Genomic DNA, 15,812 nt, shown 5'->3' on the forward strand with positions numbered 1-15,812 from the left:
ATGGCAATACCATCCTCGGAGGCGGCACAGGACCTGAGCCTTGCGATGCCTTCCCAAAACCTGACCATTAATGGCAGATCCTTTACTTTAAATGCGGATCCCAATATGCCTATCCTCTGGGCGTTACGGGATATTTTAGGCTTAACGGGCACTAAATATGGCTGCGGCGCGGGGCTCTGCGGCGCTTGTACCGTGCATTTAGATGGTCAGCCTGTGCGCGCCTGTTTAACCAGCGTATCCCAGGTGCAAGGTAAACAACTGACTACGATCGAAGGGCTTAGTAATCAAAAGCTTAAAAATGCTTGGGCCGAACACAATGTGCCCCAGTGTGGTTATTGTCAGGCTGGGCAATTAATGTCAGCAGCGGCTTTAGTCACTCAGCATCCAAAACCATCGGCGGAACAAATCGATGCTGCGATGTCGGGTAATTTGTGTCGCTGCGGTACCTATCCTCGGATAAAAGCGGCGCTGCAAAGCTATGCCAAACAGGAGGGCTAAGATGAGTACATTCACCGCAGTTGAAAATATCAGTCGCCGCGATGTGTTAAAACTCTTCGGCGCCGTTGGGGGCGGTCTCGCCCTTGGCGCAAGCGGTCTCAGTTGGAGTCCAATGGCATTGGCGCAGGACCAACAGGCGCGGCTCAATCTGTTTATCGCTATCGGTGAGGATGACAAGGTTTATTTGACCTGCCACCGCTCCGAAATGGGTCAGGGGATCCGCACGGGGATTTTACAAATCTTGGCCGAGGAACTGGAGGCTGATTGGGATAAAATTGTGCCTATTCAAGGGCTCGCCGATAAACGCTACGCCAGCCAAAATACCGATGGTAGCCGCAGTATTCGCGAAAACTATGACCGCATGCGTGAGATGGGCGCGATGGCTCGAACCATGCTTGAACAAGCCGCAGCAGCCCGCTGGAAAGTCCCCGTGAGTGAAGTGCAGGCTAAAGATCATCAAGTGCTGCATGCCAAATCTGGCCGTGCTGGGCGCTTTGGTGAATTAGCCCTCGATGCGGCGGGATTACCATTGCCCGCAGCCGATTCGCTGCGGTTAAAGGCGGTTAAGGATTTCAAGCAAATTGGTGCTTCGCGTCAGATAGTCGATATGCAGGCCATGCTCACGGGTAAGGCTGTCTATGGCTATGATATCCAAGTGGATAACATGCTTTATGCCAGCATTATGCGCCCACCCGTATTGGGGAGCGATGTGGCTAGTCTTGACGATAGTGCGGCGCGCAAGGTAGCGGGTGTGGTCGATGTGTACCGTTTGCCAACGTCCAAGGGCGCTCCCACTTTTCAAGCCCTAGGCGGCGTAGCTGTGGTGGCGACAAATACTTGGAGCGCGTTGCAGGGGCGTAAAGCCTTGCAAGTGAGCTGGACTGAGTCTGCCAACAGCAGCCACGATTCTAAAACCTACCTGCAAGAGCTGGTGGACAAGGTACAAGCCCCTGGCAAGGTGGTACGTCAAGTTGGTGATGAGGTCAAAGCCTGGCCAAAGGACGATACCCTTAAGGCGATTTATACCGTGCCTTACCTTATCCATTCCTCCATCGAGCCGCCTGTGGCCACCGCGAATGTGACCGAGAAGGGCTGTGAAATTTGGGCATCGACACAAACTCCGCAGAGTACCCAACAAAATGTGGCCGCGGCCTTAGGTATCGCCGAGGATGCGGTGAAAGTGAATGTGACGCTACTTGGCGGCGGCTTTGGGCGCAAGTCCAAACCAGATTTCAGTGTGGAGGCGGCGCTACTCTCCAAGCAATTTAAACGGCCGGTGAAGGTGAGTTGGAGCCGTGAGGATGAGATCCAAAACGGTTATTACCATGCCATCAGTGTCCAGTGTTATCAGGCCTTGTTCGATGCCAACAACAAACCCACGGCGCTGCTGGCGCGTACGGGCTTCCCGTCGATAAGCTCCACCTTTGCCGAGGGTGTCGAATATCCATCCGGCGGTGAGTTGGACTTAGGTTTTGTCGATGTGCCCTTTGCCCTCTCCAATTTACGCTACGAGGCCGTTAAGGCCACAGCCCATAGCCGTATCGGTTGGATGCGCTCGGTATGCAACATTCAACATGGGTTTGGCGTGGGCAGTTTTGTCGATGAAATGGCCCATAAAGCCAAGTTATCTTGTCCCGATATGTGGCGCATCTTGCTGGGGCAAGCAAGGCGAGAGACCTTTGAGAACCAAGGCTTTAAATATGGTAACTATGGTGAAGACTTAAATCGTCATCCCGTTGATGTCGGCCGTTACCTCAAGGTGATTGAGGCGGTTGAACAGGCACAGGCTAAGGCGCCTAAAGCGGGTAAACATCAAGGTTGGGGCTTTGCGGTGCACCGAAGTTTTGTGAGTGTGGTGGCGGTAGCGATACGGGTTGAGGTTGGTGAGGATAAACAGCTTAAGGTGTTGAATGCCATTGCTGCGATTGATGCTGGCACTGTAGTTAACCCCGACAGGGTGAAAGCGCAGACCGAAGGCGCGATAGTATTTGGTTTAAGCTTGGCGCTAATGGGTGAGATCAGTTACCAGCAGGGTAAGGTGATGCAGTCTAACTTCCATGATTATCCCTTGCTACGTTTACCCCAAGTGCCGGAGATGGAGATCATCATTATCGACTCGGATGCGCCGCCTGCGGGTGTGGGTGAGCCCGGCGTGCCGCCGGTGGCACCAAGCCTGACCAACGCGATATTTGCCGCAACAGGCCTTAGGATCCGCGACCTGCCGGTTAATAAACAGTTAAAGGTGTGATGCTGTAAACGACACCTGAGTGAGCAAAAAAGCGCCTAATAAGCGCTTTTTTCGTTTTTTTACCACAAATAAATTGCTTGTTAGCAAATTTACGGGCATTAATGCCGAAAATTAGCAATAGATCAGGTTTTTGTTACCAGAATAGAGGTAATTTAACTAATATGTTTACTCAAGTGACCTAAGGTATGCGGACTCGCGTACACATTCATTTGAATCAGTTCCTAGTTGGCCTGTGAGTCAATCATTGATTGCAGATCCCTACTAAAAATTGATCGACACGGAAGTGAAGGGCGCTATAACACCATAATACAGCCGCACCTTAAGCGCATTTGAGTATTTACTTCCGTGAAAACAATAAAGGGGTCATCATGGAAAATCGTTGGCAAGTCGCTATTTCGGCGGGGCTATTAGCCTCTGTCTGGTGTGGTATCGCAGATGCCTTTCATCTCGTTACTTGGATTGGCTTTTTAGGCTGCAGCACGTTTTTTGCTCAGCCTAAGGCGGGTTTTCAAGGCGTGATGATGGCGTGGTGCACCAATCTCTCCGGTGTGTTTTGGGCTTGGCTCATTATCAGCGGTAGCAGTTTTTTCGTATCGCCTGTGGCGGGTTATCTGTTTACAGGTATCGCTACCTCGGCAATGTGCCTACAGGCCAGTTATCAAAAACTCAGTTTTATTCCCGGTGCCTTTATCGGCTGTTGTATTACCTTTGCTATGGCTGGGGATGTGGCCAATATTGTGCCGCCTTTAGTGTTAGGCGCACTGTTAGGTTTTTGCATGAGCTTATTGACGGCGCAGCTAATCACCCTTCGCCAAAAATGGTCAGCATCAACAGGTTCTGAAATCGCCAGTGCCGATTAATCTTCCATCACTTTTGTGTTCGCATGATAGCCATGCGGTAACTGAGTGATCGAATAGATGAGCTATAATGCTGATTTAGTACCCGATAGCTTTAGGTCTTAGGAAATATCAAGATGAAACAAATCCAGTTTCGCACCATTGATGCCATATTGATCAAGTTCAGTCTTAACGGCAAATTTTGGATTGTCTGTTCTATGGTGGCGTTAATCACGGCTACCATCGCACTTATCAATTACCAACATGCTCACCGCAACCTCGAAGCCGCCTCTTTGGCTCGAGTTCAGGCGACGGTTGATGCCTTTGCCCAAGTCGCAAATGCGCAACAGTTGCAGGGCGATGCATTATCACAATTTGCCCGAGACAATGGGCTGAGTGTTGTCTCTCGCCAAACTGAGGCGCTGCGCCAAAGGGATAATGTTACCGCCAGCGCCACGGTGGCATCTGGCAGCGCGCTCGCACTGTCGCAAAATGTGTCCGAATGGGAAAGTGATGGCCGCAGCGATGCTAATTTGATGTTTTGGTTTGCATTAATCGGTTTATTGCCCTTATTCCAATTAAGCTATTGGATTTCAACTTCCCTCGGCGGTGGTCTGTGGGATATGTACATGGCCATCAAACGCTTAGCCGATGGCGACTTAAGTTTCAGATTAAACTTTTTCGGTACCGATGACTTCAGCTTAATCGCCCGCGAAATTGACCGCTGTGCCGATAACATGAGCGAAATGGTGAGCGCTATCCGCAATAATGCCCAAACACTTTCCCTCGCTGCCGATGAGTTTAATCAGCAAGCAAAAATCAGCGGTGAGTTAATTGGTGCCCAGCATCAATTTTTAGATTCAGTGGCTGTGGCCATGGCGCAAATGACTTCGGCGATTGAAGAAGTGTCGGTTAATGCCAGTAACACTTCACTACAGACTAAAGATAACGCCAGCCAAATGAGTGCCAACCAAGGGCGTATTAGCCATACGGTGGACAGTATTGGTTTGCTCTCAACCAAAATTGGTGCAGCCTTTTCATCGGTAGAACAATTATCTAAGGATGCGGCGGCTATTGATGCGGTAGTGACAACCATCAATAGTATTTCTGGGCAGACTAACTTGCTGGCGCTGAATGCGGCCATTGAAGCGGCGCGCGCAGGTGAGCAAGGTCGCGGTTTTGCGGTGGTTGCCGATGAAGTGCGTACCTTAGCGGGACGTACTCAACAAGCGACAGTTGAGATCCAAGCGATGATCGAAGGATTGCAATCGGGCACTCGTCAGCTCTCCAATATCACCACCGAGATTGTGGACCGCGCCGATGAAGGCCGCAGTGCCATTGTTGAAGTGGGTAACGATGTTGAAGGGATGGCGCAATCGGTAAATGCCGTCTTTGATATGAGTAGCCAAATTGCTGCATCGGCGGAAGAACAAAGCGTTGCCGCTCGCGATATTGCTGGCCAGCTTAATGAGATCCGTCATCAATCCGATACCATTAAACAAACAGCACAGCGCAGTGTCAGCCTAGCACATGATTTGCAACATGCCTCGGTTGAACTCGAAGGGATCCTTAAACAGTACCGCACTAGCTAAGTGGTTGCTTTTATGTGGATTAGCTCTATGAGTCCTCATTAGCTTTGAAGCTGAATCTCGCTCCCTTGGCGAAGCGTAATAGTCAAATAAACATGGCGGTTACATCTGATGTACCGCCATTTTTATATTCTTAAAATTAGACAATATTGTTCATTTAGTTTAACTGTAAATTGACTGTACATTTGGCCAAAAAACTTATACCCACAGTCGTTTTGCTATTCAAAGGTAATAGGGTGAGTAACGTTGTCGAGATAGAAAGCTAAAGGCTCACGTGCGACCTTGAGGCTATGTCAGTCTCAATTTTTTTCTAAAGCATTAGCTCGATTTTTCCTCAGATAAGGTCCTGCGACTTTTGATGACGCTCATCCAAGCTACTTTGGCCTGTGCAGGTTGTAGAAGAACAGAAAGTGCATTATGTTGTTGAGCCAATACGGATGGCAGGATTTATTTTCTTATTGCGAAATGGAGTTTAGATGCAGTCTGAAACAATCTATAGAATATCAATTATCATTCTTTGCTTGGCTAGTTTCTTCTTAAACTATATGACTGGTGGTTGGGAGTATCGTAGTGACATCGTCAATGCGATGGAATGGCACGGTTTTAATTCACAAATTCCGCATTGGCTTAAATTGTCCATAATTGGTCCTTTGCAGGTTGCGGCTTTAATTATGCTAAGTTTTAACCTGATAGCGAGGAATATATTTGCAATTCTAAGTTTAATCAGCTTGTCAATTTCATTGTTTGAAGGTGTTGCGGCGTACAGCGCTTTTGAAATTTTTATTGTACAAATCTTCTATTTTTCTAATGGTGTAATTTTAACGCTTTCTTTTACAACGTTAAGTGACAAATTTCGCTCTCCCTTCATTGATAAGGCCTCACAATCGTCACTATCACCAGAAAATAAAACATAGAAATCCAAGAGGCCGTTCAAATTTCTGTGTCAGGTTAATCTCAGTATGTCGATGATCAAATGTAATCACTCAATCATTAATCGGAGATTATATTTTAATGACAAACAAAAACATCGGCTTAGGCCGATGTTTTTATATCGATTAAAGAAGTTACTCAAGCGAGTTAGGCTTCTTTAAAGGTGCTCCAAATTGGCGCGTGATCTGAGGGTTTATCGATACCGCGCAGATCGTAATCGACGTCGGATTCGATTAAACGTGCGGCCAGTGACGGCGTGGCTAAGATCACATCGATGCGAAGACCGCGGTTATCATCGAAGCCTTTGCTGCGGTAATCGAACCATGAATAACGCTCGCTGCGGTCGGGGTGCAGTTGACGGAAGGTATCCACCAGTCCCCAATCTTGCAGGGTTTTGAGCCATTCACGCTCTTCGGGTTGGAAGCTACATTTTCCGGTTTTTAGCCAACGCTTGCGGTTGACTTCACCGATGCCGATATCCAAATCGATGGGCGAAATATTGATATCCCCGATAATGGCGATATCTTCATCGTTGCTATGATTAGCGTGCAAATGCGCCATTAAGTCCTGATAAAACTTACGCTTAGCAGGGTACTTAGTCGGATGGTCAATGCTTTCGCCCTGAGGGAAATAACCATTCAGCACAGTTAGCGGACGGCCATTTGCCTGAGCAAAGGTGCCGATAATCATGCGGCGCTGGGCATCTTCTTCATCGGTTGCAAAGCCCTTTTGCACCTTAAGTGGGGCGACTTTGGAGAGCATGGCAACGCCATAGTGTGCCTTGCCACCGTGGTAATGCACGTGATAACCCATGGCCTCAACTTCGGCGAGCGGGAAGGCTTCATCGTGCACTTTGGTTTCTTGCAGACCGATAATATCGGGCTGATGGCTGTCGATTAACGCTTGCAATTGATGCAGGCGAGAACGCAATCCATTGATATTGAAAGAAACGATTTTCATTAAGGCAGAACTCGTTTGAAGGGTTTAACCACAACGCTTTGATATACGCCCGCCGCGAAGTAAGGATCTGCATCTGCCCAGGCTTGAGCTGTGGCTAACGAATCGAAATCTGCAACCACTAATGAGCCGCTAAACCCTGCATCACCTGGATTTTCGCTATCGATAGCCGGGTGTGGACCGGCAACGAGCAGGCGACCTTCATCGGCCAGTTCCTGTAAGCGTGCTAAATGCGCAGGGCGTGCTGCTAAACGTTTTTCTAAGCTGTTCTCAACATCTTGAGCTGAAATCATATACCACATTATTTGAGTTCCTTGCGTTGATCTTCGGGAAGATGTTTATAAAGGTAAAAGACGGTGATTACGGTATTAATCAGGGTTAAGGCGGTGAGGCCAAATACTTTAAAGTTCACCCAAGTTTCTAATGGCAGACTAAAGGCGACATAGATATTGACTAGGCCACAGATGGCAAAAAAGCTTACCCAGTACCAAGTTACATGTGCCCAAATCTTATCGGCCACCTTCATCTCTTTACCCAACATGGACTTTAAAATCGACTTGTCGAGTAGTTGGCTCACGCCAAGGGCTAGGGCAAATAACGCATAAATAATAGTGACTTTCCACTTGATAAAGGCATCGTCATGGAACACTAAGGTGAGGGTGCCAAACACTGTCACCATAGCGAAGGTAATCAGGTGCATCTTCTCCAATTTTTTATACAGCGCATAGGTCACGACTAATTGCAGTGCGGTGGCTGCGATTAAGGCGCCACTGGCGATATAAATATCGAAAAATTTATAGACGGCAAAAAAGATAACGAGTGGCAAAAAATCAAGCAGTTGTTTCATAAATAATCGTGTTAAGAAGACGTGGGCTTGAGTGTAGCACGGGGGGCTAGAGGGAAAAAGCCGTGAAAGGTGACCGATTGCTAACTGTTGCATGAAAGCGGCGGCAACGGCTGTTGTAATCCATATAGTCCTATCAAGTCTGCGAGCTGCGACCGATAATGTTAAGCTTGAGCAGCACATTTTGCTTGGGCGCGCGTAGTTAACGGGCAATCGGCGCAGCGATGACTATTCGTGAGTTGATACCTTAAGCAGCACACGCGGCGAATATTGTCCGCATCAGCAGCAGAGGCGGGTAGCAAATTAATGCTGTTAAAGAGTGGATTAACCTCGCCATCCTCAAAGGATTTAGTGTTGAACAGCAGCGTCTTAAGCTGTTCAAATTCAATATCTGGCAATGCCATTTCGCCTAAATACCAGTGAATAAGGTAGCCTAAATGGCTCCAATACAGCTTTGCGGGTGTTGGGCTTAGACTGGTTAATCGCTCAACGTTAGGGATTAGATGGCTTTGAATCCACTGAATAAGTTGTCGTTCGCGGTGGGGCGTTAAGACCGTGGTTTTAACTATGGCGGCTTTCACCTTAGGAGTGGGTGTTAATTGAAACTCAAAACCTGCGACTCTGCCTGAATCGTGGGGGTGAAGATAAAAATGCTCAGGCGCTATATCAATTTGCTCAATCTGCTCAATGGTGCTCGCGAGCGAGTGCGGTGCGTTAATAATCCATTCCAACATGGGTGGCACTAACAGACCGAAATACCACTGTCCCCATAGCGAGTGCAGGGCTTTGGAGTTGCAGCTATGGCTGAGCAATATTTGCTCGGGAATATTTTCTGACGGGCTGGAAGATGAGGTTTTCCCCAAAGGTGGATAGGCCTTGGCAAAATCCAGTAATAGCGATTGATACACGGCTGGCTGACTCCAAGTATCAATATTGAGTCCTTGGGGCTTAGTGGTTGCCACAAAATGCTGGGCATAAAATGGGGCACGCAGCGCCAGTCGTTGATTAAACGCTTTGGCGACTTGAGTTAAATCCGCAGGGCTTAGCGCTGTTAAGTCGGTTGTTTGCGCGCCGCCTACAGTGCCTACACTCTGTGAGGGTTTGTGATGACACTGCTTGGTATGATCAGGTTGAGTTCCTCTGGAAAGCTTGGCTAAGGTCGGTAGCGTTTCCCTTTGGCGCGCCATAATCACTCCTTTGGCTTGAATTGATTAAACTGCGGTGAGCCTACTCACCGCAGCTTTTATTGATTAATCGCTGGTTATCGACAGCCTGTTAGAAGCGATAATCCAAATTCACGCTCATGCTGCGCGGGGTGCCGTATTGGAACTGGCTATATTGCCCCACTTGGCTGTAATAGGTTTTATCTAAGGCGTTGTGCATATTGGCGCTTAGCTTTAGCTGCTCGGTAAAGGCATAACTTGCCATTAAGCTTGCTAATGCGTAGGAGTCTTGCTCAACCTCGACTCTGCCTAAGGGCGAGTTCACGGTTTGATAGACTCGGCTTTGCCAATTTACCCCTGCGCCGACTTGTAGCTTGTTCCAATCACCGCTAAAGGTGTAAGTGGTAAAGAGTTTTAGCTGCTGGCGAGGGGATGTGGTGTTGATGCGATTGCCCTTAGGATCATCGGTACTGAATTGGGTGTAGCCGAAGTAGATATTCCAGTCATCGGTGATTTTGCCCGTGGATTCAAACTCAAAGCCTTGGGTTTTGGTGCCGTTAACCTCTCGATACACTGGGATAGTGGTGCCTGGCAACACATCGCCAGTGCGTTCGCCAACATTGTCTTGGCGAATTTCAAATACCGACAATGACATGTCTAAGCTTTCATCCATCAAGCTTGCCTTAATGCCCGCCTCGTAGTTTTTGCCTTTGACGGGATCGATGTAACTGGCATCGATGCGCTGCAAGGTTTGTGGCGCAAAAATATCGGTATAACTGACGTAAAGGGAGTATTGCTCGCCCAGAGCGTAGGTCAAGCCAAAATAGGTGGTGAGCTCATTGTCGACCTTAAAGTCATACATGCTGCCAAAGTTATCTTGGTCGGTTTGCCACTGATTAAGGCGCAGCCCTGCGAGCAATGCCAAGGCATCGGTTAGATTGAGCTGCGTGGCCACATAGGCGGCGCTTTGTTCGGTTTCACCAAAGGAGCCCGTGGTGTGAGTGTCTTTCCACTGCGGTTTTGGATACTGGAAGTTGGGATCGCGAAAATCTCCCAAGGGTGGTACGGCGGCCGTTGGATAATAGTACGGGTTGGCAAACTCTTGGCGCTGACCCGTCCAGCCAAAAGTGAGCTGATGTTCTTGGCCAAACAGGGCAAACATTCCCTGCGCCCGTAGGTCTAGGTTATGTTGGGTTCGGCTACCGTCAATATAGGCGATGGAACCTGCGGTTGCACCAAGATTGGTCACAGGATCTGGATAACCCGTAGCCCACAGCACATTATATTCCAGTGAGTTATCGCCATAACTGTAGGTGCCTTTTAGCTCCCAACCGTTATCAAAACGATGTTCAAGGCTGGCGAAGGTATTAAGCCCTTGGGTATGCGCCGAGGCCCAATCGGGGGCGGTGGAAGTGGCGCGATCGTAATTTGTTCGGCTGCCATCACTGTGGAACAGCGGCAGCCCGCCGGACATAGTGCCTTCGGGCGTGGTGTCTTGATAATCCACGCCTAAGGTCAGCAGTGTGCTGTCGCTAATATCGGTTTCAACAATGCCATAGAGGGTGGTGCGTTGCTGCTGGTATCTGTCTTGGAAGGATTCTTTATCCTGATAGGCGGCGACAACACGGCCACGAATACTGCCACTGTCGTTTAAGCCGCTGGATAAATCGACCATGCCACGCAGATTGTTCCATGAGCCGACACTCACTGAGGTGTTGCCCATAAGTTCTTGTGTCGGGCGTTTACGCACAAGGTTAATTGCGGCTGAAGGGTTACCTGCGCCAGTCATTAACCCTGTGGCGCCACGGACAATCTCCACCCGCTCGTAGATGGCGGTATCGATAAGGTTATCGCCGTAGTTAAAACGGGTGTCATAGGTGGTTGGCACGCCATCGTACAGAATGCTGGTGACCGCAATCCCCCGCGAGCTGATGCTGTATCTGTCGTTATCCATCGGCCGGGCATTGATACCGGCAACGCTGGTCATGGCTTCAATCACACTGTTTAACTGCTGATCTTGCATCATTTGGCGAGTGACCGAGGTGACGGATTGCGGCGTCTCTAAATAAGACAAATCTAGGCCTGTTGCCGTGTTCATCGCTGGGGTTTTGTAGCGCTTATCGTGGAGATCCTTAGCACCAACGACATTAATGATTTCAATGTCTTTGGTGGATTTTTTCTGGGTATCGCTAGTATCTGCATAAGCATAGGGCATGCTGAGTATGGCTGAGCAGAGGATAAGCTCTGGGCGTGTGATGGCGAGTTGGCAGTGAGCAGCGAGTCGGTTGAGGGCGAAGGTTTTCATAATAATGATCTTAAATTCCATTTTGGCGGTTTGATTGACTAGGTTGTTTTTAGGCACAGATGAGTGCCCAGAGTGGGCGCAGGCCCACTCAAGGTTGAAAATGCTTTAGGGTTTTAGCTTCTTATTTGCCGAGCCAAAGGCATGGCTTTGCCTGAAGGCGGCTAGCGGATTATCAAGTCCGCCCGCAAAGCGCAGATTTTTTTCTCGGTCGGCAAGGTCAATCATCTGCTGGTTGTTATTAAGCTGAATGCGATTCAGGCAAGTGCGGACGAAGCTGTCTTTAAAGAGATCGTATTGTGCAAATTTGTCCGCCAAGTGCGGATGCTGCGCTTGATAGTCGAGTACATTGTCTGCCACCAACTCCCAAAATAGCGCTTCGCTAACCTCGGTTTGCTTATCCAAAATGGGGGCTAAGTAACGGAAAATACAGTCAAAAATATCGAGCAAGATATAGTTGAGCTTCATATCTTCTTCAAGCTCGACCGCAAGGCGTTGCACCTCTTTAGGTAGTGGCTCGCTACCGTTGAGTACTGCGACTTCTTCGCCGATATCCTTCATCAATATTTTGATTGGGATACCGGCATCGAGCACTAAAATCAGGTTCTCGCCATGGGGCATAAACACCAGATCATAGGCGAAAAAGGCGTGCAGTAGCGGCGATAAGTAGAGCTTGAGATAGCGCTTGACCCACTCCTTGGCGCTTAAGCCTGAGTGCTCAATTAGCGCAGTAATAAGTGCCTGTTCTTGATGATCTATGTGTAATAGTGCTGCCATGGTCATCAGGTTTTGCTGTGGCTCAATGTGCGGCAGTGGGCTCTCACGCCACAGCGCCGACAGCATTTTCTTATAGGCGCTATCTTGGGTGAGTGCCTCTTCGTAATACCTGTGGTGATAACCAATCGCGGCGATTTCTTTGAGGATCACAAAACCTTGCTCGGCAAAATAGCTGTCGCTTTCGATAAGCTTGGCTACCCAAGCGTTGATCTGCGGAGTGCAGCTCATATACAGCGGGGACAGGCCGCGCATAAAACCCATGTTTAAGATAGAAAGCGCGGTTTTGACGTAGCATTTTTGCGGCGCACTTAAGTTAAAGAAGGTGCGGATCGATTGCTGAACTTGGTAGCAATCTTGGCTCTCGCCCAGGTAAATAATGTCGCCGCGGGCGATTTCGCCGGCAAAGGTGCGGGCAATTTTTTCGCGCCATTGCCACGGATGAACGGGCATAAAATAAAAGCTATCGTCCGCTTGCCCCAGTGCGCTTAAGTGTTGTTGAAACTCGGTGAACTGTTCACCAAGCTCTTGTTTTAGCAAGGTATCATGGTCTAATCCTTCGAGGGCGGAGAAGGTGGTTTTATCCTTATGCACCGCAATCCACACTAGCTGAAGCGCGCTGGCACTCTCGGGGGCAAATTGGTAATAGTCCTGCATATCAAAACCAATGCGGCCATTGTTGGCGATAAACACCGGATGCCCCTCGGTCATGCCCGCCTCAATAGTTTGATAATCGGCCTTAGCGAGTGTAGCGGCGGGGATGGCTTGATGGGCCAACTTGTAGGCCTTGCTGTAGAGCGTGCTGGTGATTTCTTCAAGATAAGTGGGCAACAGGGTTTCACTGATGCCAAGCACATTTTTTAAGCTGATTATCAGCCTCATGGCATCGAGGGGTCTTTCAGTGCCCGCACTGGTGACTCGGATAGAATCTGTCGCGATATCAAGGTGGTCGAGCTGATAATGGCGCGCGCTAAAGTAATACGTGCAGTCATTTAACCTGAGCTCATAGTGATTTACCTTTGCGCCTTGGGCGTAAATCTGTGGGCTAATGATCTTCTCATGGGTAAATTCACAGAGGATTTTCTTCACCAAATGGCGATTGGCTGCCTGCCAATGTTGGGGCGTTAAATGGGCGGGCACATGGGCGTAAGAGGGTAAGGCCTCGATATTCGGCAACTCGGATTGGGCGAATGGTTTGAGTAATAAGGTGTTAGTGGCTAAGTTCATCGGTTCACCTACAAAGTGATAAGGTTAAAAGTGACTGGGTAACAGGACGATTTTTACTCGGCAATTGGTGGGCAGCTTGAGTTGTCGTCAGGCGGCTTTGGGCACTGCAAAAACCTAAAAATGCGGCTTTGGTACTGAGTTGAATGGCTTTTTGGTAGCGGATCCCGATTTGGCAATTTAAGCGGTGGATCTTGTGGTTTTGCTGATCCGGCTCGACCACGAGTCGCGTAAACGCGAGGGTTTCAAGAACAAGTTGGGCGATAGCCTCCATCACTTTGCGGGATAAGCCATGAATCGGTTTGCCTTCAATCGGCGCAAGGATTAAATGCATACCGCAATCGAGCGGCTTAACCTGATAGTGCTGGCCAATTTCGTCATGGGCTGGGTCGTAGAGTTCCACCATAAATAAAGGTTTTGCCTGCCATTCCCCAATCAGTGCCACTTTGTGTTCCGAGGGTGCCATCGCTTGAGCAAGTGCATCAAGACTCATCCCCTGCATGCCCCAAAACTTGGCATAGTCTTGGTTAAGCCATGATTGCAGCATGGCAATGTCTTGCTCAAGGTTCAGAGGTTTAAGCACAAACTTATTGATTACAATCTGTTTTGAGAGCAAATCTAAACAGCGTTGGCTCCATTGACTGGCCATTACAGTGCCTCCTTATTCGGTGCCATTAAGGCCGGTGTACTGCCACCAGAAGGGCTTATCCGTAGCACGGTTTGTGGCTCATTACTGGGTTGTTGCGTGGGCTTGGCTGACGGATTTAACTCCTGACAAGGCTTAGAAGACGCAACCGCTGAGTGAGTGTTGCTTTCGACGGGTTGGTTTTTCGCGTCGTTGATGTTGTTGGGGTCAAAGGTTTGGAAGGCGATCCGCGTTTCAATCGGATAGGGGGCGTAACCTAAAACCGCTTGCAGAATGATGGCATTGCGATAGCAGCCCATACCCAAATCGGGTGAGCTAATGCCATGGGTATGTAGGCCCGCATTTTGGATAAAAATATCGCCTCTGACATCGATGCCATAGTCACGCTGGATGGCGAGTTGGCCACGATCATCAAATTCGATTTGTGATTTAATCCCTTGAATAAACTCGGGTAAACGATATTGATAGCCAGTGCCTAAGACGACGGCACCTGTCAGTTGCTCGAAGGCATATTCTTGCTCGAGGTGGTTGAACTTGAGTGTCAGCTTGTCGCCCGAGGTATCGATTGCTGTCAGTGCCACGTTAGTCAGCAGCTGGCATTGGATATCGCTGACTAAACGCTTTTGGTAAAGCAGGTCATAAATATCGTTGATTAGCTCGGCATTGATCCCCTTGTAGAGGGACTTTTGCTCTGCGATTAAGTGATGGCGTTTTTCCGGCGACAGTTCGTGGAAATAATCCACATAATCTGGTGAGGTCATCTCTAGGGTGAGTTTGGTGTATTCCAGCGGATAAAAGCGTGGCGAGCGGGTCATCCAATTTAGTTGATAATCATAAATATCAATGTCTTGTAGAAGATCGTAAAAGATTTCCGCTGCACTTTGGCCACTGCCAATCACGGTAATGGCGCTTTGGCTTTGCAAGTAGGCTTTTTGCCGGATATAGCTGGCGCTGTGCATGACACGCGGGTCTTGAATTGGGCAATTATCGGGTAGATAGGGAGTCGTGCCAGTACCTAATACCAGTTTGCGGCAGCGATAAGTGTGGGGTTTACCACTGCGTCTATCTACTCCCGTAACATGGTAGATGCCTTCACCGGCGTTGTAATCTAATTGTGTGACCTTAAAACTGAATCTCAGATTGGATAGTTGTGTGCTGACCCATTGGCAATATTGGTTATATTCATGCCTTGGGAGAAAGAAGTTTTCACGGATATAAAAGGAATAGAGTCGGCCTGTTTGTTTGGCAAAGTTAAGATAACTAAAACGACTTGTCGGATCGGCCATAGTGACCAAATCGGACATAAAAGGTGTTTGTAATCGAGAGGAGTTGATCAGCATACCCGGGTGCCAATCAAACTCGGTTTTAGCATCTAAAAATAAACAGCTGAAGTTATTAAGAGGTTCACATAGAGCCGCCAGTCCTAAATTAAATGGGCCTATGCCAATGCCGAGTAGATCGTAAATCGTACGATCAGTTTCCTTTTTTGGGGTAGTCACTTACGCCTCCTTGAATTCCTATTAAAACGGTTGCAGCCACCATCGACTGATGGATGAGTAGATGAGTGGACCTCTCTAAAGTTGCTTTATGAATCATTCTTTTGTGCTGCCGAACAGGAGCTTTACCGCTTGTTTTGCTATTACTCGCTCAGTGCAACGAGGAATAAATTAGCATCATAAAAATTACAAATGCAAATCATTCTCATTTAGTGCTTGTCGGATGAGTCGTACTTTTGACTGTTAAATAAAAGGCTGAAATACGGTTTGTCGGTGAGTTGATCAATGGGGAAGAAGGAAGGTCT

At 48.5% G+C, this 15,812-nt stretch carries 13 protein-coding genes; 5 read left to right on the plus strand and 8 right to left on the minus strand.

Annotated features, from left to right (window positions below; translation table 11 throughout):
* From MMG82_RS13220 to MMG82_RS13240, 5 genes are all read left to right on the plus strand, one after another.
* Entirely contained in the window at positions 1 to 498 is a 498-nt protein-coding gene (locus MMG82_RS13220) for a (2Fe-2S)-binding protein (RefSeq protein WP_241406956.1), read from the plus strand.
* Position 499: 1 nt separating this feature from the next.
* Positions 500 to 2,746 carry a molybdopterin cofactor-binding domain-containing protein gene (locus MMG82_RS13225; RefSeq protein WP_241406957.1) on the plus strand — a complete coding sequence of 749 codons (2,247 nt, stop codon included), beginning with the start codon at positions 500 to 502 and terminating at the stop codon, positions 2,744 to 2,746.
* A gap of 368 nt (positions 2,747 to 3,114) precedes the next feature.
* A complete protein-coding gene (locus MMG82_RS13230; RefSeq protein ID WP_039978432.1) occupies positions 3,115 to 3,606 on the plus strand; it encodes a DUF1097 domain-containing protein in 492 nt (163 codons plus the stop codon).
* 113 nt (positions 3,607 to 3,719) lie between these two features.
* The gene (locus tag MMG82_RS13235) at positions 3,720 to 5,174 is read left to right on the plus strand and encodes a methyl-accepting chemotaxis protein (protein WP_241406958.1); all 1,455 of its coding nucleotides are present in this window, start codon (positions 3,720 to 3,722) and stop codon (positions 5,172 to 5,174) included.
* 473 nt (positions 5,175 to 5,647) lie between these two features.
* On the plus strand, positions 5,648 to 6,085 hold the full coding sequence (locus MMG82_RS13240; RefSeq protein ID WP_241406959.1) for a hypothetical protein: 438 nt from the start codon (positions 5,648 to 5,650) through the stop codon (positions 6,083 to 6,085).
* A gap of 163 nt (positions 6,086 to 6,248) precedes the next feature.
* On the opposite strand, the gene xthA is transcribed toward MMG82_RS13240, so the two are convergent.
* The 8 genes from xthA to MMG82_RS13280 all read right to left on the minus strand — a co-directional run bounded on the left by xthA (position 6,249) and on the right by MMG82_RS13280 (position 15,510).
* The gene (gene xthA, locus MMG82_RS13245) at positions 6,249 to 7,061 is read right to left on the minus strand and encodes an exodeoxyribonuclease III (protein ID WP_172587738.1); all 813 of its coding nucleotides are present in this window, start codon (positions 7,059 to 7,061) and stop codon (positions 6,249 to 6,251) included.
* Positions 7,061 to 7,360, minus strand: a complete 300-nt coding sequence (locus tag MMG82_RS13250) for a YciI family protein (RefSeq protein ID WP_011072939.1) — start codon at positions 7,358 to 7,360, stop codon at positions 7,061 to 7,063. The genes xthA and MMG82_RS13250 overlap by 1 nt, the downstream gene beginning before the upstream one ends.
* On the minus strand, positions 7,360 to 7,905 hold the full coding sequence (locus tag MMG82_RS13255) for a septation protein A (RefSeq protein WP_037428627.1): 546 nt from the start codon (positions 7,903 to 7,905) through the stop codon (positions 7,360 to 7,362). The genes MMG82_RS13250 and MMG82_RS13255 overlap by 1 nt, the downstream gene beginning before the upstream one ends.
* A gap of 161 nt (positions 7,906 to 8,066) precedes the next feature.
* Positions 8,067 to 9,089, minus strand: coding sequence for a siderophore-iron reductase FhuF (gene fhuF / locus MMG82_RS13260; protein ID WP_241406960.1), 1,023 nt, complete (start codon positions 9,087 to 9,089; stop codon positions 8,067 to 8,069).
* An 88-nt stretch (positions 9,090 to 9,177) separates the two neighbouring features.
* The gene (locus MMG82_RS13265) at positions 9,178 to 11,391 is read right to left on the minus strand and encodes a TonB-dependent siderophore receptor (RefSeq protein ID WP_241406963.1); all 2,214 of its coding nucleotides are present in this window, start codon (positions 11,389 to 11,391) and stop codon (positions 9,178 to 9,180) included.
* A gap of 84 nt (positions 11,392 to 11,475) precedes the next feature.
* A complete protein-coding gene (locus MMG82_RS13270) occupies positions 11,476 to 13,368 on the minus strand; it encodes an IucA/IucC family siderophore biosynthesis protein (protein ID WP_241406961.1) in 1,893 nt (630 codons plus the stop codon).
* A gap of 4 nt (positions 13,369 to 13,372) precedes the next feature.
* On the minus strand, positions 13,373 to 14,014 hold the full coding sequence (locus tag MMG82_RS13275) for a GNAT family N-acetyltransferase (RefSeq protein WP_081990892.1): 642 nt from the start codon (positions 14,012 to 14,014) through the stop codon (positions 13,373 to 13,375).
* Positions 14,014 to 15,510, minus strand: coding sequence for a lysine N(6)-hydroxylase/L-ornithine N(5)-oxygenase family protein (locus MMG82_RS13280; RefSeq protein WP_047533867.1), 1,497 nt, complete (start codon positions 15,508 to 15,510; stop codon positions 14,014 to 14,016). Before MMG82_RS13280 ends, MMG82_RS13275 begins: the two co-directional genes overlap by 1 nt.
* Positions 15,511 to 15,812 lie beyond the last annotated feature (302 nt).

The organism is Shewanella sp. MM_2022_3, from assembly GCF_022557375.1.
GTDB classification, from domain to species: domain Bacteria; phylum Pseudomonadota; class Gammaproteobacteria; order Enterobacterales; family Shewanellaceae; genus Shewanella; species Shewanella xiamenensis.